Origin of the sequence: Nostoc sp. PCC 7524 (assembly GCF_000316645.1) — a bacterium.
Taxonomy (GTDB): domain Bacteria; phylum Cyanobacteriota; class Cyanobacteriia; order Cyanobacteriales; family Nostocaceae; genus Trichormus.
Genome location: NC_019684.1, coordinates 2,690,697 through 2,713,138, shown reverse-complemented (window position 1 = coordinate 2,713,138; position 22,442 = coordinate 2,690,697). Strand labels below are relative to the sequence as shown.

Annotated in this window: 18 protein-coding genes and 1 pseudogene; 12 read left to right on the top strand and 7 right to left on the bottom strand. The window is 40.5% G+C overall.

From position 1 onward, the window contains the following. Positions 1-12: 12 nt before the first annotated feature. Positions 13-537, bottom strand: a complete 525-nt coding sequence (locus NOS7524_RS10775) for an FKBP-type peptidyl-prolyl cis-trans isomerase (RefSeq protein ID WP_015138513.1) — start codon at positions 535-537, stop codon at positions 13-15. 79 nt (positions 538-616) lie between these two features. Continuing rightward, the gene (locus NOS7524_RS10770; RefSeq protein ID WP_015138512.1) at positions 617-940 is read right to left on the bottom strand and encodes a phasin family protein; all 324 of its coding nucleotides are present in this window, start codon (positions 938-940) and stop codon (positions 617-619) included. Positions 941-1,075: 135 nt separating this feature from the next. Here NOS7524_RS10770 and NOS7524_RS10765 point away from each other — a divergent pair, with 135 nt between their 5' ends. Together NOS7524_RS10765 and NOS7524_RS10760 are read left to right on the top strand one after the other, a co-directional pair. Then, positions 1,076-1,372, top strand: a complete 297-nt coding sequence (locus tag NOS7524_RS10765) for a TIGR03792 family protein (RefSeq protein ID WP_015138511.1) — start codon at positions 1,076-1,078, stop codon at positions 1,370-1,372. 150 nt (positions 1,373-1,522) lie between these two features. Next, entirely contained in the window at positions 1,523-5,254 is a 3,732-nt protein-coding gene (locus NOS7524_RS10760) for a HEAT repeat domain-containing protein (protein ID WP_015138510.1), read from the top strand. A 185-nt stretch (positions 5,255-5,439) separates the two neighbouring features. Here NOS7524_RS10760 and pyrR read toward each other — a convergent pair whose 3' ends face one another. The 3 genes from pyrR to NOS7524_RS10745 all read right to left on the bottom strand — a co-directional run bounded on the left by pyrR (position 5,440) and on the right by NOS7524_RS10745 (position 7,573). Continuing rightward, complete coding sequence (pyrR, locus tag NOS7524_RS10755) at positions 5,440-5,982, bottom strand: bifunctional pyr operon transcriptional regulator/uracil phosphoribosyltransferase PyrR (protein ID WP_015138509.1); 543 nt, start codon at positions 5,980-5,982, stop codon at positions 5,440-5,442. A gap of 115 nt (positions 5,983-6,097) precedes the next feature. Next, the gene (gene cbiB, locus NOS7524_RS10750; protein WP_015138508.1) at positions 6,098-7,057 is read right to left on the bottom strand and encodes an adenosylcobinamide-phosphate synthase CbiB; all 960 of its coding nucleotides are present in this window, start codon (positions 7,055-7,057) and stop codon (positions 6,098-6,100) included. 72 nt (positions 7,058-7,129) lie between these two features. Further along, entirely contained in the window at positions 7,130-7,573 is a 444-nt protein-coding gene (locus tag NOS7524_RS10745; RefSeq protein WP_015138507.1) for an Rrf2 family transcriptional regulator, read from the bottom strand. Positions 7,574-8,065: 492 nt separating this feature from the next. On the opposite strand from NOS7524_RS10745, the gene NOS7524_RS10740 reads away from it, so the two are divergent. Beyond that, entirely contained in the window at positions 8,066-8,479 is a 414-nt protein-coding gene (locus tag NOS7524_RS10740) for an AbrB family transcriptional regulator (protein ID WP_015138506.1), read from the top strand. A 115-nt stretch (positions 8,480-8,594) separates the two neighbouring features. On the opposite strand, the gene NOS7524_RS10735 is transcribed toward NOS7524_RS10740, so the two are convergent. Further along, on the bottom strand, positions 8,595-10,472 hold the full coding sequence (locus tag NOS7524_RS10735) for a chloride channel protein (protein WP_015138505.1): 1,878 nt from the start codon (positions 10,470-10,472) through the stop codon (positions 8,595-8,597). Between the two features lie 479 nt (positions 10,473-10,951). Between NOS7524_RS10735 and NOS7524_RS28535 the strand changes: the two genes are divergently transcribed. Next, the gene (locus NOS7524_RS28535) at positions 10,952-11,338 is read left to right on the top strand and encodes a hypothetical protein (RefSeq protein ID WP_015138504.1); all 387 of its coding nucleotides are present in this window, start codon (positions 10,952-10,954) and stop codon (positions 11,336-11,338) included. 192 nt (positions 11,339-11,530) lie between these two features. Here NOS7524_RS28535 and NOS7524_RS10730 read toward each other — a convergent pair whose 3' ends face one another. Continuing rightward, positions 11,531-13,150, bottom strand: coding sequence for an ArnT family glycosyltransferase (locus NOS7524_RS10730; RefSeq protein ID WP_015138503.1), 1,620 nt, complete (start codon positions 13,148-13,150; stop codon positions 11,531-11,533). A gap of 257 nt (positions 13,151-13,407) precedes the next feature. Here NOS7524_RS10730 and NOS7524_RS10725 point away from each other — a divergent pair, with 257 nt between their 5' ends. From NOS7524_RS10725 to NOS7524_RS10695, 8 genes and pseudogenes are all read left to right on the top strand, one after another. After that, positions 13,408-14,997: a hypothetical protein gene (locus tag NOS7524_RS10725; RefSeq protein ID WP_015138502.1), complete on the top strand. Its 1,590-nt coding sequence runs from the start codon at positions 13,408-13,410 to the stop codon at positions 14,995-14,997. A 1,229-nt stretch (positions 14,998-16,226) separates the two neighbouring features. Beyond that, entirely contained in the window at positions 16,227-17,864 is a 1,638-nt protein-coding gene (locus NOS7524_RS10720; RefSeq protein ID WP_083882639.1) for an IS1634 family transposase, read from the top strand. 557 nt (positions 17,865-18,421) lie between these two features. Next, positions 18,422-18,622 (top strand): pentapeptide repeat-containing protein, encoded by a 201-nt coding sequence (locus NOS7524_RS10715; RefSeq protein WP_051039192.1) that lies wholly within the window; start codon positions 18,422-18,424, stop codon positions 18,620-18,622. Further along, a pseudogene (locus NOS7524_RS31090) lies at positions 18,577-18,888 on the top strand (tetratricopeptide repeat protein); the annotation flags it as partial. The gene NOS7524_RS10715 and the pseudogene NOS7524_RS31090, both read left to right, overlap by 46 nt. A gap of 250 nt (positions 18,889-19,138) precedes the next feature. Beyond that, positions 19,139-20,773: an adenine deaminase gene (gene ade / locus NOS7524_RS10710; protein WP_015138499.1), complete on the top strand. Its 1,635-nt coding sequence runs from the start codon at positions 19,139-19,141 to the stop codon at positions 20,771-20,773. Positions 20,774-20,923: 150 nt separating this feature from the next. Beyond that, the gene (locus NOS7524_RS10705; RefSeq protein ID WP_015138498.1) at positions 20,924-21,715 is read left to right on the top strand and encodes a Uma2 family endonuclease; all 792 of its coding nucleotides are present in this window, start codon (positions 20,924-20,926) and stop codon (positions 21,713-21,715) included. Between the two features lie 64 nt (positions 21,716-21,779). Continuing rightward, the gene (locus NOS7524_RS10700) at positions 21,780-22,016 is read left to right on the top strand and encodes a hypothetical protein (RefSeq protein WP_015138497.1); all 237 of its coding nucleotides are present in this window, start codon (positions 21,780-21,782) and stop codon (positions 22,014-22,016) included. Beyond that, positions 22,006-22,431, top strand: coding sequence for a type II toxin-antitoxin system VapC family toxin (locus NOS7524_RS10695; protein WP_015138496.1), 426 nt, complete (start codon positions 22,006-22,008; stop codon positions 22,429-22,431). Before NOS7524_RS10700 ends, NOS7524_RS10695 begins: the two co-directional genes overlap by 11 nt. Positions 22,432-22,442: the final 11 nt, after the last annotated feature.

The following is a 22,442-nucleotide window of genomic DNA, read 5'->3' as shown; positions in this document are numbered from 1 at the left end:
ACCCCTATACCTCTACTTCACATCTAACAATTCCACGTCAAATAGTAGGGTAGCGTTGGGGGGAATTACACCACCAGCACCACGAGCGCCATAACCTAATTCTGCGGGGATGATTAATTGACGACGGCCACCTACTTTCATAGTGCTAAGTCCTTCATCCCAGCCTTTGATTACCTGTCCAACGCCGATGGTAAAGCTGAAAGGACGATTGCGATCGCGTGAACTATCAAATTTAGTACCATCTTCTAAAGTACCAGTGTAGTGAACTGTCACCGTTTGTCCTCGTTCAGGTGTCGCACCAGTTCCTTCCTTTTCTTCCACGTATTTCAAGCCAGAAGCGGTAGTAACGACGTTGGAGGCATCAGCCATAATATTGCTCGCTATTAAGGTATTGTTTTCTGTAACAGTTGTGGGTGCTGGTGGAGTTTGGGTTAAATTCGCAGCTACAGCAGATTCCTGCTTACCGCCAATTTGTGACAGTACCAAAACTACAACACAAACCAGCATTAAACCCACGCTGAGTAAAATTGCTTTCAAAATTAGCCCTCCCGACTGGGGTAGTCTGGCAATGAAAATTACCAACAGGACAAAATTTAGTTTAAATCACAAGGAGAGCCTAACGCCAAAGCTTATTTTCTAAATCACGCACTTGACGCTCTAAACGGTCAATTCTCCCCCGGAGTTCATCTACCTCAGACTGGCGCGCTACTCCTAAATCCTGCATCATATTTCGCATTTGTCGTTGCATTTGCACTTCCCAAGTTCCCTGCTCCGACTTTAACTGCTGTACAATATCATCCATGACAGCCTTAGCTTGCTCAGGATTGAGCTTACCGTCTTTGACTAATTCATCGCTAACTTGCTTGAGTTTGTCTGCCACTAAAGATGTTGTACCAATACCGAGCATCATTAACTGCTGCAACCAGTTGTTGCTGTCCATACTCTTTACCTGTTACTTGTTTCCATCCAGCCGGCGATCGCTTGTGAGTGTCTACAATCAAGCTATGCTGGAAGCGTAGTTATTCTAGCCTACAGCTCTATTTTGGCAGATTGGCAAAGAGACAGGGTAAAAGGGATGGTTATAGAATTTCTTAAGTTTAAAGTTGCTTCTGGTATGCGAGAAAATTATATCCAGAAGGATACAGAAATTTGGACAACAGCTTTAGCTGAGTATCCCGGCTTTTTAGACAAAGAAGTTTGGATTAATCCCCATGACCCTACAGAAGTTATATTAATCATTCGTTGGGCAACTAAGGAGCAGTGGCAAGCCATCCCTTCACAAAATTTACAGGCAATAGAGCAAAAATTTAACGCAGCCTTGGGGAATACTTACAACTTAGTAGAGTCAAGAGAGTATCAAGTACAGTATTGAATGCTCATGATTCATTGCCTACAGAATCCCCTCATCCCCCTAATCTTCCAGGTTCCACGGATGTGGCATTTCTTCAAAGATGCTGAAATCTAGCCCCATTTCCAAAACTGGTGTCTATACTCGAAGTCAAATGTTAAGCAGACGCGAGTTATGATCATAGATTGGTTAGCCGTTTGGGGTGTAACTCAAGCTGTTGGGTTTGCTTTTAAGTCAATATTTGAGGATTTAGCAAAAGATGCCACGAAAGACTGGGCAAAAGACTTATTAAAAGGTATGCCGAGTAACATTTTACAGCAACTGCAAAAAGAAGATATTGAAATTGCTGCTGGCAAAGCATTGAAGGAATTTTTACAACTGATGCAGCAGGAATTAGAAGATGCAGACTTAGAAGAAGCAGAACTACAACAATATAATCAAGCTTTAAAAAAATTTATTAGCAATACATTACTTAAGGATATTCTAGGTAATCCCTTTAACCCGGATTGTCAATTTATCGATGCGAAAGTATTAGTCAATACTTGGCATGAATTGAATTTAATGATTCTACCAAATGGATTTAATTGGGAAAGATTAGCTAAACGTTATCTCAAAAAAGTTAAAGCTATTATCCGTGAATCAGATAATTTGCGCCCTATTTTTGATTCCTATAATCTAGAAATTGCCCAAGAAAGTTTGCAACAAATCGCTGGTATGACCACTGGTTTTAATCTGCAAATGTATCAAGAAGGACTGCGTGAGCGATATGGCAATTTAAAATTAGATAGTTTAGATACTACTGGTTACGCCTATAACGAATTGAAGTTATGGCGAATGTTTATTGCTCAAAATGTTCGAGAAGTTCACCAAGTCATTACACAGGTACATGAACTACCTAAAGAACACATCAGACGACTACGAGAAAGTAAGCAGATAGACGAAGATATTGACCTGGAAGACCTAAAATACTACAAGCAAATTTATCTAGAACAACCAATCCTTTCCGTATTAAATATTATTAATGATTTTCAACATTATAAATATATTGTAATTTTAGGTGATCCTGGTTCAGGTAAATCTACCTTATTACAATTTTTAGCTTTGAATTGGGCAGAAACACCATTAAATAATGCAATTTCTGCCCCAATTCCCTTGTTGATTGAGTTGCGTACCTATATCCGCAGACGAGAAAATCAGGAATGCCATAACTTTCTGGATTTTTTTCATAAATGTAGTGGCATAGTTCATCATCTCAATCAAAATAAACTCCATGAACAACTCAAAGCTGGTAATGCTTTAGTAATGTTTGATGGGTTAGATGAAGTATTTGAAATTGGCAAGCGAGATGATGTAATTACAGACATTCATCGCTTTACTAATGAGTATCCTGATGTCCGAGTTATTGTAACTTCTCGTGTCATTGGATATAAACCACAAAGATTAAGAGATGCGGAATTTCGTCATTTTATGTTGCAGGATTTGGAGTATGAACAAATCCAAGACTTTATTAATCGTTGGCATGAGTTAAATTTTAAGGATGAGGTAGATAGACTACGAAAAAAAGAACGATTACAAAGAGCAATTGACACATCCAGAGCCATTTCTGAACTTGCTGGTAATCCCCTATTGTTGACAATGATGGCAATTCTTAACCGCAATCAAGAATTGCCCAGAGATAGAGCTACCCTATATGAACAAGCATCACGGGTATTGTTACATCAATGGGATGTAGAACGCGCCTTAGTAGAAGATTATCGCTTAGATCCCAAAACGATAGATTATAAAGACAAACAGGCAATGTTAAGGCAGGTTGCCTACCATATGCAAACCAGTGCTAAAGGTTTAGCAGGCAATTTGATTAGTGCTAAGGATTTAGAAAAAATTCTCATTCGCTATCTGAAAAATATTGAATTTGAACAACCTACTAAAGTTGCGAGAGTCATGATGAATCAACTACGAACTCGCAATTTTATGTTATGTTTTTTGGGCGCTGATTATTATGCTTTTGTTCATAGAACTTTTTTAGAATATTTCTGTGCTTGGGAATTTGTCTGGCAATTTAAAGAAACCCAAACCCTATCAATTAAAGAACTAAATCAGGAAGTATTTGGCAAACACTGGCAAGATGAAACTTGGCACGAAGTTTTGCGCTTAATTACAGGCATGATTGAGTCAAGATTTGTTTGCGAAATAATTGATTATTTAATGGCTCAAAATGGTGAAAGAGAAAAGTTTATTAATTTGTTTTTGGCAGCTAAATGTCTGGCTGAAGTCAGAAATCGTCTGTTAGTTGCCTCAGCAGCCACTAAATTACTACATCAAATCAAAGGTTTAGCAAAATATGATCTCAGCTATTCCTATCAACTCTATTTAGATGAGGAAGAAACTAAATTAGTGCAAGAAATTCGGACTAAAGCCGTTGTGTCTGTGGCTACGACTTGGAAAGATGACCCTGAAACTCTCCCGTGGCTCAAACAACTCGCCACAGTTGATCATAACGATTATGTTCGCCGTGCTGCTTTGCAAGAATTAGCCAGAGGCTTTAAAGATGATCCTCAAACTCTCCCTTGGCTCAAACAACACGCTACCAGTGATAAAGATTGGACGGTGCGACAAGCCGCAGTACAAGAATTAGTCAGAGGTTTTAAAGATGACCATGATATTCTTCCTATCATCCAAAAACTCGCCATCACTGATAATAGTGAATATGTACGACAAGCAGCCGTCCAAGAATTAGCTAGAGCTTTTAAAGATAATCCTAATACTATTTTTTGGCTGAAAAAACGTGCTACTGTTGACCAGTATGGAACTGTGCGACAGGTAGCAATCCAAGAATTAGCCAGGGGGTTCAAAGAAAATCCTAATACTTTACCCTGGTTGAAACAATGTGCTACTACTAATGATGATTGGACTGTGCGCCAAGCCGCCGTGCAGGAATTAGCTAGGGCATTTAAAGACGACCCGGAGATTCTGCTGTTACTCAAGCAACGCGCTACCAGTGATGATAATGAGTATGTGCGCCAAGCAGCTGTGCAGGAAATCGCTAGGGGATTTAAAGATGATTCTGATACCCTCTCTATTTTGAAACAAAGTGCGATCGCTGACAATTATTCAGATGTCCGACAAGCCGCAGTCCAAGAAATCGCTAGAGGCTTTAAAGATGACCCCCAAACTCTTCCTTGGTTAAAGCAACGTGCCATTGCTAGCGATGATCAATATGTGCGCCGTGTAGCCGTGCAAGAACTGGCGAGGGGGTTCAAAGATGAACCAGATATTTTACCCATTCTCAAACAACGTGCTGTTGTTGATACATATTCCGATGTGCGCCGTGCAGCCGTGCAAGAACTGGCTAGAGGCTTTAAACATGACCCCGATACCTTACCCATTCTCAAACAACGGGCAACGGCTGATGAGAATGAATCTGTGCGCCGTACAGCAGTACAAGAATTAGCGAGAGGATTTAAAGATGACCCGGATACTCTCCCCATCCTCAAAAAATGCGCTAAATCTGATAAATACGCCGATGTGCGCCAAGCTGCATTGCAAGAATTAGCCAAAGGGTTTAAAGATGAACCGGAAACATTTTCCATCCTCACAAAACGTGCTACCTCTGACAAATACGCAGATGTGCGCCAAGCCGCTTTGCAAGAATTAGCCAAAGGGTTTAAAGATGACCCTAGAATCTTTGAAGTATTCGCCAGCTGTGCTGTGAATGATCCCTTTACCCGTGAGTACCACTTTCAACATAACCCACGCCAAGTAGCACTAAAGGCGATTATCGAGCAATATCTTCATCATCCTCAGACTCTACCACTGTTGCGTGACCGAGCCGAACATGACCCAGATGAGCAAGTGCGCGAGTTTGCTCACCAAAGGCTAATAGAGTTGGCTACGTTACACTTTTAAGTCTCTCGCAAGAGAGTTTCTCATTTTTGAGCTTAACCGAACCGTATTGGTAGATGGGGGACAAGGTAGACAAGGGGGACAAGGTAGACAAGGGGGACAAGGTAGACAAGGGGGACAAGGTAGACAAGGTAGAATATTTACCCAATCCCCAATCCCCAGTCCCCAGTCCCCAATCCCCCATCCCCTCAATAGCCAATTAACTCCACTGCATCCTTGTTATCCCAATCTTGCAAGTAAACTTTCACAATCTCTTCTTGAGCGGTGGGTAGTTGCTTACCAATAAAATCTGGATGAATTGGTAACTCGCGATGACCTCTATCTACCAACACAGCTAAACGAATTAATTCTGGTCTACCGTATTCATTGACAGCATTCAAGGCGGCGCGAATTGTCCGGCCTTTAAAAATGACATCATCGACCAACACAACAGTTTTTCCTGTTAAATCAAAAGGGATATTGGTTTTTGCTGGAGTTCGCAAGCCTATTTGGTCAAGATCATCCCGATAAAAGGTAATATCTAAGGCTCCGACAGCTACGCTTACGCCTTCTAATGCCTCAATTTGTCGTGCTAATACTTCTGCTAGCGGTACACCGCGAGTATAGATACCAATCAATACCAACTGAGATAAATCTCGTGTTCTTTCGATAATTTGAGAAGCCAAACGTGTGACAGTACGACGTAAGTCTTCTGAAGAAAGGATTTCAACTACTTTGGCAGGTGTAGCCATAGACTAATAACCCTGAGTATTGAAGAATATGGAGAGTGGGGGAGATGAGGGGACAAGGGTGACAAGGTAGACAAGGTAGAATTACTTCTAACTCCCTAATGCCCAATGTCCACATTTAGAGAATCAAGAGTAGACCAATAGCTATTCCTAACCATAGTAAAAAGCAATATCTAGTCAGTTGCAAAGCATTGTAAATATGAGCGTGGTTGATGGGATAAATAGCATCTCCTAACAATGGTTTTGGCTTGGGAACTCCCCGATACCAGTTTGTACCTCCCATTTGTACACCCAAAATTGCTGCATAGACACACTCACTCCAACCAGAGTTAGGGCTGGGATCATTAACTGCATCTCGGCGACAAATGCGCCATACATATAGAGGTTTACCTGATATCACACCTAAAGTAAAGACTGTTAGGCGACAAGGTAGCCAAGTTAAATAATCTTCTAACCGCGCACTAAACCATCCTAAATATGTATAAGGTGCTTCTCGATAACCCACCATAGAATCTAAGGTACTACTGGCTTTATATGCTAAAGCTAAAGGAGCTGCCCCTAACCCTGGGATACAAGCACCGACAATTGCATAAAATAGAGGAGCCAAAACTCCATCGGTAGCATTTTCTGTAACTGTTTCTAAAACAGCTCGCAAAATTTCTGGTTCTGACAGATGCTCTGTATCTCTACCAACATAGTTACTTAAGGTTTGGCGAGCTAATACTATATCTTTGGCTGTTAACGGTTGTAAAACATCAACGGCTGCATTTCGCAAACTTCTAAAAGCAAAACAACTGGCTAAAAGAATGCTTTCTATCCCAGTTGCTAGCAGTGGGTGCAGCCATTTGGCTAGATGAACTATTAACCAAGCCATCCCACCACTACCAATAATTAAGATCAGGGCTAGAACAATTCCAGCTATTCTGCGTGTGAGAGTGTGGTGACACAGGTGCAAAAAAAATTTGCTGAGGTGCGAAATTACCCACCCCATTACTCGCACTGGATGAGGCCAACCCCAAGGATCACCTATTAAGTAATCTAAAATTGCCGCAATGACTAAAACGATCGCTGATAACACGTTGGGGATTGGGGATTGGGGATTGGGGAGAAAAACCAATGACTATTGCCTATTTGCCTATTTGCCTATTGCCTAAACAACAAAACTCGCTTCTTCTCCTAGTGAGGCTTGCCAGCTACGAGCATCGTAATATAAATCTGCCAGAGTAATACTGTACAACGCTTCTTTGAGTTTTTGGTTGAGTCTTTGCCAAAGGGTAAATGTTACCCAATCTTCTGTTTGGGCTGGGGTGGGGGTGTGATGGGGTAGATGAGTTATGGTTTCACCAACTGCTTCTAAAATTTGTCCTATGGAGATTTTTATTGGTTCTCTTGCTAGTTGGTAGCCACCAATGCTACCGCGAGTTGATTTTACTAATCCAGCACGACGCATTTCTATTAGTAGTTTCTCTAGGTATGGAGCTGGGATATCTTGACGTTTAGCGATCGCTTTCACTGATGCAGGGCCATAACTTGGCTGCAAACTTAAGTCAAGCAACGCCTTAACACTGTAGTGTCCTCTAGTAGTTAGTTTCATTAGTTATTAGTCCATAGTCCATAGTCCATAGTTTTTCTTCTCTGTTTCTTCTGCTTACAAAGCAATGGCACATTTCTTTAATTGGCAGTTCCCTACTGATCACCCATTACCAGTGATTATCCTGAACCTCAAGCAACTTAAGTCAGTTAATAGTCAAAGATGATGGCTATTGACTAATGACTAAGGATCAGCTTTGCTTATCATTTTGCGCCTCAATTATCAATGTGAGCAAATAGACAACTTTTTTGCACCACTTTAGAAAACTTAAATAAATATAGTCTAGCAGTGATTCACAAACTAGATATAGTTACCAGCATTATCAAAAAATAGATTGTCTTACCAATATTGAAAATTGTGCAACAATTTTGGTTATTAGTGTAATATACTTGGCTAGGCTGAGATAAAAACTAAAGGATATTGTTCCTATTAGCTCAATTCAGCTAAAATAAAATCGATTCAACTACTGCAACCATTGATTTTTGATTTAAGTTGATGCCTAAACAGAAAAAAATTGAACCCCTAGTCGGTGCAGAACTGCTGACAAAAGTTAAAGAGCTAGAGAACCTCAGCAAAGAAGAAAAAGCCAAGCAGTGTGGCTACTATACCGTTACCAAAAATGGTGTAGAGCGTGTCAATATGATGAAATTCTTGAATGCCTTAATTGATGCTGAAGGCATTCAGTTAGACAGCTCACCCAATGCTAATGGACGTGGTGGACGCAGTGCTAGCTATAGAATTAGTGTGCAATCGAATGGTAACTTGTTGATTGGTTCAGCTTACACAAAACAGATGAACCTCAAACCTGGAGATGAGTTTGTAATTACTCTAGGGAAAAAGCACATTCGTCTCAGACAGGTAGATGAAGATGAAAAGTTAGGTGCAGAAGCTGAGGAAGCAACAGCATAATATAGTCAATAGTCCACAGTCCACAGTCACGATATTAGAGTTATACAATCAGTGAGTTAGCTAACGACTAATGACTAATGACTAATGATTTGTACAGACGTTGCATACAACGTCTCTACTGGCTATTGACTACCTGATAAATTGCTTTGCGTGTAACTGCTAAGTTACACGTTAGTGTTATTTGCTCCCGATCTAGCAAACCTAAAATACGTTCATGGTTGTCTCGTGCTACTACAGGTAATTGATGCAAACCTCTTAAAGTCATGCGGTCTAAAGCCTCAGATAAAGGTTCATCCTGCCAAGCATAAAGAATATCGGTAGTACAGATATCTATGATAGTTTGCATGGCTAAGTTACCCTGGTTTTCAGTTGAGGAATTAGGGTAATTTTGCCATAGAGAAAGGGCGCGGTTGAGGTCTTCTAAGGAGATGATACCAACTAATTGCTCTGCTTCATCAACTACTAAAGCACTGCGAGTGCGATCGCGGATCATTTCTTTTGCTGCTTCTAATACCCCCAAAGTCGCAGGTAGTTTTTTGGGGCAAGCCAGCATGGCATCTTCTACTAAAAGTTGCTGCACAATTTCTAAGAGTTCATCTTTCAATTCCGAAAGACCAATTTGTTGGAGGTTAGAGTTAGAGTTAGTTTTGGGTTTGATCCGTTCTACTAGCCACACACTCAAACTCACAGCCGCCATCAGTGGTAGAACAATTCGGTAATCGCGGGTGAGTTCAAACAGCATCAAAATTGCTGTTAATGGCGCTCTCACAGTTCCAGCTAATACTGCTGCCATCCCCACCATTGCATAAGCAGGAGGAGCAGCCATATATTCACCTATGCTTGGGGCTATGAGAGCTAGAATTTTGGCGTATGCTGATCCTAAAGAAGCGCCGAGAAACATCGCTGGCGCAAACACACCACCGACAAAGCCACTACCAACACTTATGGCAGTGACAAGTAGCTTGACTATCAGTAAAGCCAGCAATACATCCAACGAGAATTCCACATCTTGCAGCATGGCTTGGACTGTACCATAACCAGTACCCAAAATTTGGGGAAATTGCAAAGCCACTGCACCAATAATTGCACCGCCAATAATGGGATGAATTGGTTTAGGGATGCTACCTAAAAACTGAAAACCTGGAATTGCTCCTGTAAAGCCAACTTTTGCCCAACGAATCGATTCTTGATAAATCAGAGAAACTAAACTAGCCCCCAAACCCAAACCTAGATAAATAGGTAACTCAAAAGGACTACGGACTTGATATACAGGTAAAGCAAAAGCAGGTTGCGCCCCCAAACCGATTTGAGCAATCAACGCTGCTACGACTGCGGCAAGTAATACCACACTCACCGCCGAAGTAGCGAAAGATGTCGCCCCCATTACTACTTCTAGGGCAAAAAATACCCCAGCAATGGGGGCATTAAATCCGGCTGCTAATCCCGCCGCCGCCCCAGCGCCCAAAAGTAAACGCTGTCGTTCTTGTGATACTTGCAGGATTAAAGAGAGCAACATCCCGAAATTAGCGCCAATCTCCACACTCGGCCCTTCTGGCCCCAAAGATGCACCACTCCCTAAAGAAACAGATGCTGCTAACATTTTAGTGACAGGCCGCAGTGGCTGTTTAATTTCAATCCCATCCGAGGCAGCAATCAGAGAAGATAGCCCAGGGCCAAAGTCTTGTGTGCGCCAGCGCATCAACCCCACTACCAATCCACCCAAAATCGGGACAAAGGCTAATGTCCAAGCACCCCAAACACCAATCATACCCATGAAATCTTCCAGTAACAAATCATGGATCAGATCAATCAAATAGTGAAACGTTACCACACCCATCCCAGTACCGCCGCCGATGAGTAGAGCTAGAAACAACACAACGGTTTCTGGCGATAATTGAAATTGTTGAACTAGATGTAATAAATGGGTAGAAGGTGTAGGAAAGGCAGGTGCTTCCTTTGCCTTCCTCAAATCGGCAGGAGGCAATAGAGTCATTGAAAAACGGGGTAAATGTAAGAAGAAATTTAAATTTTTATCTGTTACTTCTCATTGTGAGCCATTATTTATCAACCAGACAAGTAAATCGGCTTCACCTAATTTACAAAGTTTTGGTTAAAAAAATTTTTGCTACTCTCAATTTTTCTGGAGATAATGGTTAAATGAGAGAGAAGTAATGGTTAATCAGCAACGCTTAATAGTAAGGTATGAGTTATTACTATTCCTATTCCCTAGAAGAGAGAATATAGTAACAGCGAACTCAGTGGTATACCACAGGTAAGCAACTAACTAATAGAAACCATCCTTGCCTCAATACAGCTATACTCGCGTTGTAGCCATTGATTCATCCTCAGTAGGGATGGAACCATGTGTAACTAATGACTAAGGTTATACATAAAGGTTTGTTTTCTTAGCATGGCTGGGGAATTCTATATAAATATATTAGAGCGAGTAAATGGACTAGACGGACAAGGTAGATGAATACACACACCTTTGATAATCATTACGTTACTTGCCCAATTTGCCAAAGACATACTAAGGCAAAACTCTTTAAAACTTATATTGGCTTATTTACTTGTCCGTATTGCCAAGAACGATTAGTAGTTTGTCAAAGCGGCCATTATGTCCGCGATCCATTTACTTTGAATCAGATGCTTATCTGTTCAGCACTACGTCGTCAAAGCAGTCCCTTAGCCAGAATTATACGAGATTTTATCCTTTGCAAGCGTCCTTTGCTCGCTTTAGCAGTCGCAAGCACGATTATCTTCAGCATGATTACTATGATTCAGCAGAGGACAAGTTATGAACCGCAACAGTTGAATAGAACGGAGGAAGTTGAGAGGGGATTAGAGAGTGGGGAGTAGGTAGGGAGCAGATAGTAGGGTAGACAAGGTAGGGACTTCCAACTAAAAAAATATCCAATCGCTTTGGTAAGCAGGGGGAGCAGAGGGAGACAGAATCTGTTTATCATCTTGGCTCTCAACATTGGATAATTTATTTTCTAGAAGTCCTGTAGACAAGGGAGAATTACTGATCACTCCCCAATGCCCAATTCCTCACAACCGATTCCTGTCTTTGGTGATTAGCTTCCAACCTTCAGCTTCGTCAAGTAATTTCATAGAATCTAATTTGAGATTTTTGAAGTCAGAGGCTTTGATGAGTAGGTGGGGTTGTTGCTGGTATTGCCAATGATATTGCAGTTCACCAACGGAAGCGGGAATGATAGTGCGATCGCTATAAAAATCTAATGAGGGGCGATGCAGGGGGAAAGATGTATAAATTTTTGTCACGCCTGGATTTACACGGTTAATCATTTCCGCTACAGGTTTAACCGGATAGGTTTGCCATGATTCCCAAGCCCAATAGTTAGATTTCATTAACAATAGCAATGAAAGATAGGTTCCCCAAAATAAAACCTTGAGAAATTGTCCATCGCCTCGTTCTGCCAAAATCGCTGCTAGTGTCATAGTTAAAGCGACGGTGGCAAAAATTAGCTGCAAGTCAACTTTTGGCTGTGTACCCCAACTAAAGTAAATGCTGCTAGCAGAAGCTACTAGCGCCAAGATTGATAAACCAGCTACCCAGTTACGGGGATAGGTGGAAAATAAAGGTAAGTTTTCTATCTCTGCTAACTGAGCGCCGCAAGCTAAAGCTAAACAAGGGTAAATGGGAAATATATACCAAGAAAATTTAGTGCTAACCAGGGAAATCAGCAGTAAATAAACTCCGCACCAGACTAAGATGAGTTTTGCCCAGCTCAGGTTGCGATTTTCCCCCACTAAACGGGCAGTTTGTGGTAAAAATATTAACCAAGGCCAAGTCCATTTGAGTAGTTCAATAATATAAAACCAAGGTGCTTCAGCATTCTCAGGGCCAAATATACCCACTTGATTCAGAGATTGATTGAGTAAGCCATTCTGGGCAAAGGCATAACCATAGCGCAGTAGTTGAGCTATGTACCAACCACCCACAGGTAAAATGCCCAGACAAATGGCTATCCAGAGATAGCGACTGCTAAGTAACCTGGGCGTATCCCAAAATAAAAAGGCGATCGCTACCACACCTAACAGGATACTAACTAGACCTTGAGTGAGGCAAATCAACCCAAAACTTAGTCCAATACCTAAGCAGTAGCGTAAATCCCGGCGCGATCGCAATACGCACAACAACATCATCAGCCAAAAACTCACCACTACCCCATCTAACATTGCCAACCTGCCATGACGCACCACAGGCAACATTGTCAGATATACCAAGGCGCTATAAATTGCCGCCCAACGGTGGCGAAATATCTCTCGACCTAGACAATACAGTAAAGGTACTGATAATGCTGTTAAAATTGCGCTAGGTAAACGTGTCGTTAACTCACTCACGCCACCAACAGAGTAAGCGCCAGCAATGAGGATATGGAGCAAAGGCGGCTTGTTATGATAAGGTTCTCCGCCGAAGGTGGGGTATAGCCACCGCATTGCATCTGTCGGCGCACGCCAAATTTCCTTGGCAACTTGCGCCACAGTCCCCTCATCCCAATCTTGCAACGGCACTCCTCCCAGATTAACGCTAAACAGTAGCAATGCCGCCATGAGCAACACTACTAGCCATAGCCGATCAACCCACTTTTCAGCCGTGCGGTGCTGTTTTTCTAGATGACTCCAAATAAAGCTTCCTTCTCGCATATTCTATGCTAATCATTTTACTTGCTTGTTCGATTACATAGAGATCAAAGAAAATCTCTGATGTTGCCACCCAGTAACAACCTTTGTTCTCAACAAATACTAAATTCCCAGACTAGCTCAATTTTCTCTGGTCAGCGATAATTTTTTCGGAAAATAGCTTGAGATTTCATTCAACTTATTTAACAATTATTTTTTGCTAAAAATGATACAAATATTGCCAACCAGGTTGTGCTAATTACCCATTAAGGAATGTATCAATGTCCCTACCTTTGATATTAGATGTAACAATTGGATTAGTATTTATTTACTTAATTTTAAGTTTATTAGCATCAGAGATTCAGGAACTGATTACTACTGTATTACAATGGCGTGCTGTTCATTTAAAGAAATCCATTGAAATTCTGATTGCGGGTGATAGTAGCAAATCAGAAGAAGACAGCGTGATCGAACTCGTCAACGATTTATATAACCACCCCTTACTAAAAAGTGTCAATCAAGAAGCTAAAGGCTTTCTCACTAACTTACCTCGCAAGTTTATTTGGTTTATATCCACTCTTCCAGTCAAATTATCTCTATCTGGAAAAAAGCGGACTAACAGCATTTTTGGATATGCCAAAAATGAAAAAGGAGAAATCAACGGCGAAAAACATAGTGCGCCTTCATACATCCCGGCGGAAACTTTTGCTACCACCCTCTTAGAAACCTTGGGAATTCCTAAACTGGTACAAAAGTTAACTGAGTCCAGATTAATCAACTTTGCTAATCAGCTATCAAATGAAATGCAAAGTATATTACTAAAATTACGTGAATTAGCAGAAGAAACAGATATACATATTTTTTTAGAGAATAATTATCAGGATTTTAGGCAAATAGTTGAATCCGAATTTAAAATTATCATTAGCGATTACCAAAAAGATAAAACCGATTTAATTACCAGTATGAATCGCATGGCGAGGAGCTTAGATAGATATATAAATTGTTTTGAGTTAGATATGCCAGAGCATCAATTAACCCAGAAATCTCTCCAGCGATTAAAGTTACTCAGGAAACATACTTTTGATGATATTGAACAGACTATCTGTTTACAAGGGTTACGCCCAAATATTAACGAAGTTGTGCAATTAATTAATGTTGGCAGTGCAGTCCAGCAAGAATTTTTACAGGAATTTCAAGATAAAGATAGTGAAGCTTACCAAACATTTCAATATGTTTGCCAAAGGCTAGAACAATTTAGTAAACAACTACCACCATCGGTAGTCAATAATATGGCTGCCCTAGCACAACGCGCTCAACTGCAAGCACAAACCACAGAGGAAGGGATTAATATCCTACGCAAAGAAATTGAAAAAACCTTTGAAAATTCAATGGAGCGAGCCTCTGGAGTTTACAAGCGTAATGCCAAAGGCGTAGGACTATTAATTGGTATTAGCATTGCAGTGATTGCCAATGCCGATACATTTCATATTGTGAGTATTTTATCTAAAGATGCCACTATTCGCACAGCTATTGTCAATAATGCGGTGCCAATAGTGCAGGCAAATAGTGTTAATTCTCCAGAAGAATTAAAGATACTGAGGGAACAGACTAATACTATTTTAGAAGAACAGACTTTACCGCTTGGTTGGAACAAATTGAACTTAGCGCAACAGCTAGGACAGACACAAGATAATCAGAATCCTGTACTGTTCAATCATTATTTAACTATGGTGTTTGGTTGGCTGATTAGTGGTGTTGCAATTTCGATGGGTGCGCCTTTTTGGTTTGAGTTAATTGGTAGGGTGATTAATGTGCGTAATTCTGGTAAGCGCCCGAAGTCTAGTGTTAAGCATGAAGCTGGTGATGAGTGATGAGTGGGGAATAAAAAAATATCCAAAATGTAGGGTGCGTCAGTGCGAGAAAACCTATAGCAGAAGGCAATAGGCACTCTTGCAATAGGCAACAGTAAAATCCATGCCATGAATGAGTTTGAGCTTTTAGTCATGTCCTAATCGCCTTGTCTACAGCTATAGCTGTACCAAGAAATTATTCATACTGACGCACCCTACTAACAGTCAATTTGGAATAATTTATGTTTTGGTGTTCCCTAAGTATCTGACAGCATCAAAGTATTAAGTTTAATAAAGCAATCAGTGATGACTATAAAACCAACGTCAGAATCTTCAATTCTCTAAACCATTCAACTCTATACCCCTACACCCTCAAACCAGGGTTCTTTGGCCAAAGTTTAACAATCCTCAACCTGTGAGTTGCAATTGTTAGCATACACTGCACTATTTACTAAGAAAATTTACAGTATTTTAAGTTTTGCTGTCGTTTAATAGATATTTATACCGATATTGATATGTTTATAAGAATAATCTTCGATTAAGGGATTTTACTAAAATGAATAGCTCTAAACCTAATCAACTAGGCGTATCTATGGCCATGGGTGGTTTAATCTTGTTGACTAGCGCCAGCATTATTACAATCATGAGCATTTTCTAAAAGCAAATCCTATAATTTTTAGCAATAAAGATTTACAAAACTCCTCTCAGTTATGAGAGGAGTTTTTAATCAGGAACAAAAATCTTCAGATAATCAACTGTAAATCTATAGAGTGAGGTTGTAGATTTATACATTCCTCCTCAAGAAAGATGTAAGACTGTTACTGATGCAACAAACAATGAGACTATTGAACACTAAGCAAAGAGGATTTAAAACTGTTTTTGCTATTGTTACTTTATTCACACCGATATTTTTAGCGGTTCCGGTTTATGCTCAAAACCCAGAACATATTAAACAATTACTAGATACAAATAAAGTTCTAACCCACCTTCCGCACCCTAACTGTCACACATCAAGCAAAGCCAGCAAAGTAGTACACAAGAACTAAAGTCAATTCAATTGCTAAGAGAGGTAATGAGAATAAGTTGCATTAAAATCGACAGGGGGAGTGAGAAAGTGAAGTTTTGCCGCAGAGATAAAAGAAAGGAAAAGAAAAGTTCAGAGAAAAAAATTAATTGCTCATAAAAAGATAAATGAGAAAATCACAACAGAAGCTGTGGAGAAATCTGTTGTGCAATTGCCACCCCAAGAAATGGAAATTCAGAACATAGACCATCTAGGGATAGTAGCAGGAATAATAGATAGGATAGGATTAGTAGAAATAATCAATGAATTAATAGGAGTTGAAAAAGGAGAAAAAATCAGTTCAGGTCATGTTGTCAAAGCCATGATATTGAATGGGTTAGGATTTGTATCCAAACCTTTATATATGTTTCCCAAATATTTTGAAACAATAGCCTGTGAGCATTTAATGGGAGTAGGAGTAAAACCAGAATATCTCAACGACGATAAGCTGGGAAGAGTCATGGATAAACTATTTATCAAAGGACTGGATACAATATTTTCTATCATTGCCTTAAAAGCTGCCCAAAAATTTGGTGTATCTCTGTCATCATCACATTTAGATTCGTCATCAATGCACGTACATGGGCAGTACAACACCAGATTACCAGAAGTAATATTTGAGAATCAACAAATAGGAAATACCCAAGAATCAGAAGAATTAGTAGTAAAATCACCAAAAGAGATTACCATCACCTATGGCTATTCCCGTGACCATAGACCAGACTTAAAACAATTTATCATAGAACTAATATGTTCGGGAGATGGAGATATACCAATATTTTTAAAATTAGCATCTGGAAATCAAGCTGACTCATCCTGCTTTGGTCAAATAGCAGTAGAGTATCAAAAACAATTAGAAGTTGATAGTCTCATAGTTGCAGACTCGGCTTTATACACAGAATCAAATCTGAAATTAATGTCGGATTTACGTTGGTTATGTCGAGTGCCATTAACCATTAAAGCAGCACAATCATTAATATCAACATTAGCAGCATCAGAATTTATTGATAGTAACTTACCAGGATATAAATTTGCTGCAAAAATTGTAAGTTATGCAGGAATAGAGCAAAGATGGTTGGTAGTGCAAAGTCAAGAGCGAAAAGCATCAGACCTGCGTAAACTTTCACAAAAAATTACGAAAGCTGAATCGAAAGCTGTTCTTGAGTTAAAAGAATTATCAAAAGATAAATTTGCTTGTGAGGTTGATGCTGTCAAGGCATTAACCAAACTATCAAAACAATTTAAATACCATCAAATTCAGTCGAGCCAAGTTACTGAAATCAAGTTCAAAAATCAAGATAATCAAGTAGAAACAGCATACCAAATATCAGCGACAGTTTCCCAGGACGAAAGTAAAATTAACACAGAAGTTCTGGGTGCAGGACGTTTCATTATTGCCACTAATGTTTTAGATTTAAATGAACTTAGCAATGACTCGATGTTGAATGAATATAAAGCCCAGCAGTCTTGTGAAAGAGGATTTGCTTTCCTGAAAGACCCATTATTTTTTGCCGACAGTATTTTCCTCAAAAGTCCAGAGAGAATAGAGTCATTGGCAATGATTATGGGTTTATGTCTGCTAGTTTATACCTTGGCTCAACGTCAAATCAGGACTGCACTCAGAAAATCTCAATCAACAATTAAGAATCAGTTAGGTAAATCGACTGACCGCCCCACTTTACGCTGGATTTTTCAATGCTTTCAGTCTATTCATTTAGTTAAATTTAAGAATGAAAAACACATCTCTAATTGGAATCCCGAAAGAGACTTTATCTTAAATCTTTTACCTGATGATTGTTTAATTTATTATCAATTAGCCAGCTAACTCTTCTCTCTATTAATTTTATTTCTCCAATATCATGAGCTAATCTCTTTGATTCATAGCTCTTTTTCTTTTTGCCAATAATTTAGGTTTTTCGCAGGCTTTATGAGTCTAATTTATCATTTTCCTCTTCAACGTCTTCTTTTATTTATCTCTCACTCCTTCCTATTCCCTTAGTTCTTATTGGTACTTATTGAGAATAGGTTTTGATGCCATTTTTGCTGGTTTATTGTTACTCAAATGTCTTTTGACACTCAGTATGTCTGTTTTTATTCTCACTTCGATGTTTCTTCTCCGTTATTTCACTCTGTGATACTTATGGGTGCGGAATGTGGGTTCTAACAACACTTAACACTTCCTATTCGTGAGTGGGAGTATCCAGAATGCAAAAGTTTTTGGGACAGAGACATTAATGCAGCTCTGAATTTGATGCTGTTTTCGGAGTCAAAAATACCCTTGGAAGAAGGGAAATCTACGCCTGATCAGCTAGTTGCAAGACTAGGTATGAACCGGGATCCTGGTTCAGGACAGGAAGCCACAGGTTCCGCTACGCTGCACCTGTGGTACTTCACAAAGCTAACTTGCATCAAGCCGACTTGAATGGTGCAGACTTAAGTGGTGCAGACTTGAGAAATGCTGATTTAAGTAGAGCCAAACTATTTCGGACTAAATTATTTCGCGCCGACTTGGCAAATGCTAATCTCAGCAATGCAGAATTAAGTGGTGCAGATTTGAGAAAGCTTACAATAACCGAGGTTTAGCCCGCTTTGCTCAAACAGACTATCAAGGGGCTATTAAAGATTATGATCAAGCTATTGATCATTCTGATCGCTGGGCTTGGGCATTTTTAAACCGTGGGCTGGCTCGTTACGCCATCGGTGAGTATAGAGATGCTACTAAAGATTATGATCGGGCAATAGATATAGATGGAGATTACATAGAAGCTTACTATCAGCGTAGTTTAGCCAGGGTAGCCCGGAAAAAATATGAGGATGCAATTGCAGATTGCGATCGCGTTATTAACAGAGATCCTAACTATGCAGTCGCCTATGAAGTCAAGGGGAATTCCTTCTTGGCGTTGAAAAAAATCCCGGAAGCAAAACAAGCTTCTGCACAGGCTATCAACATCTATTTGCAAAAACAGGATCATGCTAACTTGCAGCGAGTACAGCAGCTCATGAGTGGAATTTAACTAGAAATATGACAACTTAGTTCAATTTATACTCTAGAGGCATATCATGAAGTAGAGCGATCGCCATTAGTTGCGGAGGTGGGCTATGTCAACCTTTAGCATTTCCGGAAACATTGTAGACGTTCTCCACAAAACCATATTTCCGGGTACAGTCACCATTGCAGACGGGCGCATTCACTCTATTCAGCATCAACAGGGAAAATGTTACAAGCAATACATCCTCCCTGGTTTTATTGATGCCCATGTCCACATCGAAAGCTCAATGCTTGTACCGTCAGAATTTGCTCGTCTAGCTACGGTGCATGGTACTGTCGCCACAGTTTCCGACCCCCACGAAATCGCCAATGTTCTGGGAATTGCTGGTGTGCTTTTTATGTTGGCCAATGCAGCCCAAACACCATTTAAGATAGCTTTTGGCGCACCTAGTTGTGTCCCCACCACCCAGTTTGAAACCGTAGGCGCAACACTCACAGCCGAGGAAATTCGTCAATTATTCCAACAACATAGGATTGCTTATCTCAGTGAAGTGATGAATTTTCCTGGTGTGTTAGCGGAAGATACTGAGGTGATGGCAAAAATTGAGCTGGCTAATCAATTAGGCTATCCCATCGACGGACACGCGCCAGCACTTTCAGGTGTAGCTGTGCAGAAGTATGCGGCGGCAAATATCACTACTGAACATGAATGCTCAACTCTAGAGGAAGCTTTAACCAAAATTGCGGCGGGGATGAAGATTCTCATTCGTGAAGGTTCAGCTGCTAAAAATTATCTCGCCCTCCACAGCTTAATTGATTCTCACCCCGACAAATGTATGTTTTGTAGTGATGATAAGCATCCTGACGATTTGGTGAGGGGACATATTAACGAACTCGTGCGGCGTTCAGTAGCATTAGGTCATGATGTGATGAAGGTATTGCAAATCGCCTGTGTCAACCCAGTGCGACACTACAACCTGAATGTGGGTTTATTGCAAGTGGGAGATGCTGGTGATTTGATTGTGGTCAATAACTTAGTAGAATTTGCGATGCAGTCTACCTATTGCCAAGGTGTATTGGTAGCAAAAGCAGGTCAAGCATTATTACCATCTGTGCAAGTTGCACCTATCAATAACTTTGCTGCACAACCAAAGCAGATAGCAGATTTTCGCCTTCCTGCCAAAGGTGTAACTGTCAGAGTAATTGAGGTGTGGGACGGACAATTACTCACCACTGAACAACATTTACCTGCTCATATTCACAATGGTGAAGTCACCGCAGACTTAGAACATGACATCCTGAAAATAGCTGTAGTCAATCGTTATCAGGATGTAGCGCCTGCGATCGCTCTGATCAAAAATTTTAGACTACAACGGGGTGCGATCGCCTCTAGTGTTGCCCATGATTCCCATAATATCGTGGCGGTGGGTACAACCGATGGAGAAATCTGTCTGGCGGTGAATGCCATCATGCAAGCACAAGGAGGTATTGCTGTGGCTGAAGGTAATACTGTACAACTACTTCCCTTACCTGTGGCTGGACTGATGAGTGTGGCTGATGGTTACACCGTAGCCAAGCAGTATGCTGAACTAGATGCTTGGGCAAAACATCTAGGTTCAACATTGTCTGCACCCTTCATGACCCTTGCATTTATGGCTTTATTAGTAATTCCCGATTTGAAACTCAGTGACCAAGGCTTATTTAGCAGCAAAGACTTTCAATTTGTCTCACTTTGGGTGAACTAATATTGTCAGGACTAAAGTCCTTACTACAAACCTGCTGATCTATCAATTTCAACTTATGTAACATACTTATCTAAAATTACCCAGTCCCCAGTCCCCAGTCCCCAATCCCCAGTCATAATATAAGAGTCTAATAGTCAGGACTGCTGCACCATGTATCAAACTGACCCGCCACTTCCCCCAAAAGAAGTATTACCCACGATGTATGATCTCAAGAGTGAAGATCCAGAGGAACCTGGTTTGCCAGATCAGTTTCATTTGTTGCAACCGCGCCTATTAGACGAAACTTTTCGTCCGCCAAATTACCCCAGTGAACAGATATTTACTGCTAGTGATTTAAATCTTTACTACGATCCACGCCATCCTCTGTGGTATAAACGACCAGATTGGTTTGCCGTTATGGGTGTTTCCCGTCTCTACGAACAACGGAATTTGCGTTTAAGTTATGTAGTTTGGCAAGAAGGCGTTAATCCTTTTATTGTGGTGGAATTGCTATCTCCTGGTACTGAACAAGAAGATTTGGGACAAACAAAATTGCGGGATGTTGAACAACCTCCAGGAAAATGGGAAGTGTATGAACAAAGTTTGCGAATTCCCTACTACGCTATCTTTGACCGCTATCAATATGAATTTAGGATGTTTAAATTAGATGGCGGTAGTTATTCGGAAATAAAACTCACTGAACCACGCTTTTGGATACCAGAAATTGGGTTGGGGTTGGGTGTTTGGCAGGGTAGCTATCAAGATGTCGAACAGCCTTGGTTACGTTGGTATGACAGGAGCGGCAACTGGGTGTCAACTGCTGTAGAACAAGAAAGACAACGCGCTGAACAGGAAAGACAACGTGCCGAACAAGAAAGACAACGTGCTGAACAGGAAAGACAACGTGCTGAAAGACTAATAGCACAATTGCGATCGCTTGGTGTTGAACCTGATGATCAATAGACATCTCCAAGAAAGAATCTAAAACAACCGCATAGTATAGATATGAAGCGTTTTTGAAAAAAATATGGGAGAAAAAGTAATTACGGCTGTGTTTGATGGCAAAGCATTTTATCCTACAGGAGCGATCGCCTTACCAGTTAATACCCGTGTACGTTTAACTATAGAAGTTTTACCACCTGATGCTCAAGAAACAGTATCGTTTTTAGCAACGGCGCGATCGCTGCAATTGACGAGTCCGCCAGATTTGTCTGCTAACATTGACAAGTATTTTTACGGTCAGGGAATTCTGCATGAAACCTGAAGTGTTTCTTGATACCTCATTTGCAATTGCTTTAGCTGCACCCCAAGATCATTTGCATCAACGAGCTGTACACTTGGCTAAGTTGTTAGAAACAGCCGATACACGCCTGATTACGACACAGACAGTGATGCTGGAAATAGGTAATATCCTGTGTCAAAAACCTCATCGTTATGAGGCGATCATGCTGTTAAATTCTCTAGCCGTTGATCCCAAGGTAGAAATTGTTCCTTTATCTCAGGAATTATATGAAAGAGCTTTCCAGTTATACTGTGAAAGCCCTGACAAAGAGTGGGGATTTGTTGATTGTGTATCCTTTATTGTGATGCAATTCTGTGGAATTACGGAAGCTCTCACAGCTAATGAGCATTTTCAACAAGCGGGATTTCGAGCCTTACTGCGAGAAACTTGCTCATGAGTAAAATATCA

Bases quoted from the DNA above. Each gene is read 5' to 3' on its own strand.
- NOS7524_RS10770 (WP_015138512.1), bottom strand. From the start codon at position 940: ATGGACAGCAACAACTGGTTGCAGCAGTTAATGATGCTCGGTATTGGT.
- NOS7524_RS10765 (WP_015138511.1), top strand. From the start codon at position 1,076: ATGGTTATAGAATTTCTTAAGTTTAAAGTTGCTTCTGGTATGCGAGAA.
- NOS7524_RS10760 (WP_015138510.1), top strand. From the start codon at position 1,523: ATGATCATAGATTGGTTAGCCGTTTGGGGTGTAACTCAAGCTGTTGGG.
- pyrR (WP_015138509.1), bottom strand. From the start codon at position 5,982: ATGGCTACACCTGCCAAAGTAGTTGAAATCCTTTCTTCAGAAGACTTA.
- NOS7524_RS10745 (WP_015138507.1), bottom strand. From the start codon at position 7,573: ATGAAACTAACTACTAGAGGACACTACAGTGTTAAGGCGTTGCTTGAC.
- NOS7524_RS10740 (WP_015138506.1), top strand. From the start codon at position 8,066: ATGCCTAAACAGAAAAAAATTGAACCCCTAGTCGGTGCAGAACTGCTG.
- NOS7524_RS10735 (WP_015138505.1), bottom strand. From the start codon at position 10,472: ATGACTCTATTGCCTCCTGCCGATTTGAGGAAGGCAAAGGAAGCACCT.
- NOS7524_RS28535 (WP_015138504.1), top strand. From the start codon at position 10,952: ATGAATACACACACCTTTGATAATCATTACGTTACTTGCCCAATTTGC.
- NOS7524_RS10730 (WP_015138503.1), bottom strand. From the start codon at position 13,150: ATGCGAGAAGGAAGCTTTATTTGGAGTCATCTAGAAAAACAGCACCGC.
- NOS7524_RS10725 (WP_015138502.1), top strand. From the start codon at position 13,408: ATGTCCCTACCTTTGATATTAGATGTAACAATTGGATTAGTATTTATT.
- NOS7524_RS10720 (WP_083882639.1), top strand. From the start codon at position 16,227: ATGGAAATTCAGAACATAGACCATCTAGGGATAGTAGCAGGAATAATA.
- ade (WP_015138499.1), top strand. From the start codon at position 19,139: ATGTCAACCTTTAGCATTTCCGGAAACATTGTAGACGTTCTCCACAAA.
- NOS7524_RS10705 (WP_015138498.1), top strand. From the start codon at position 20,924: ATGTATCAAACTGACCCGCCACTTCCCCCAAAAGAAGTATTACCCACG.
- NOS7524_RS10700 (WP_015138497.1), top strand. From the start codon at position 21,780: ATGGGAGAAAAAGTAATTACGGCTGTGTTTGATGGCAAAGCATTTTAT.
- NOS7524_RS10695 (WP_015138496.1), top strand. From the start codon at position 22,006: ATGAAACCTGAAGTGTTTCTTGATACCTCATTTGCAATTGCTTTAGCT.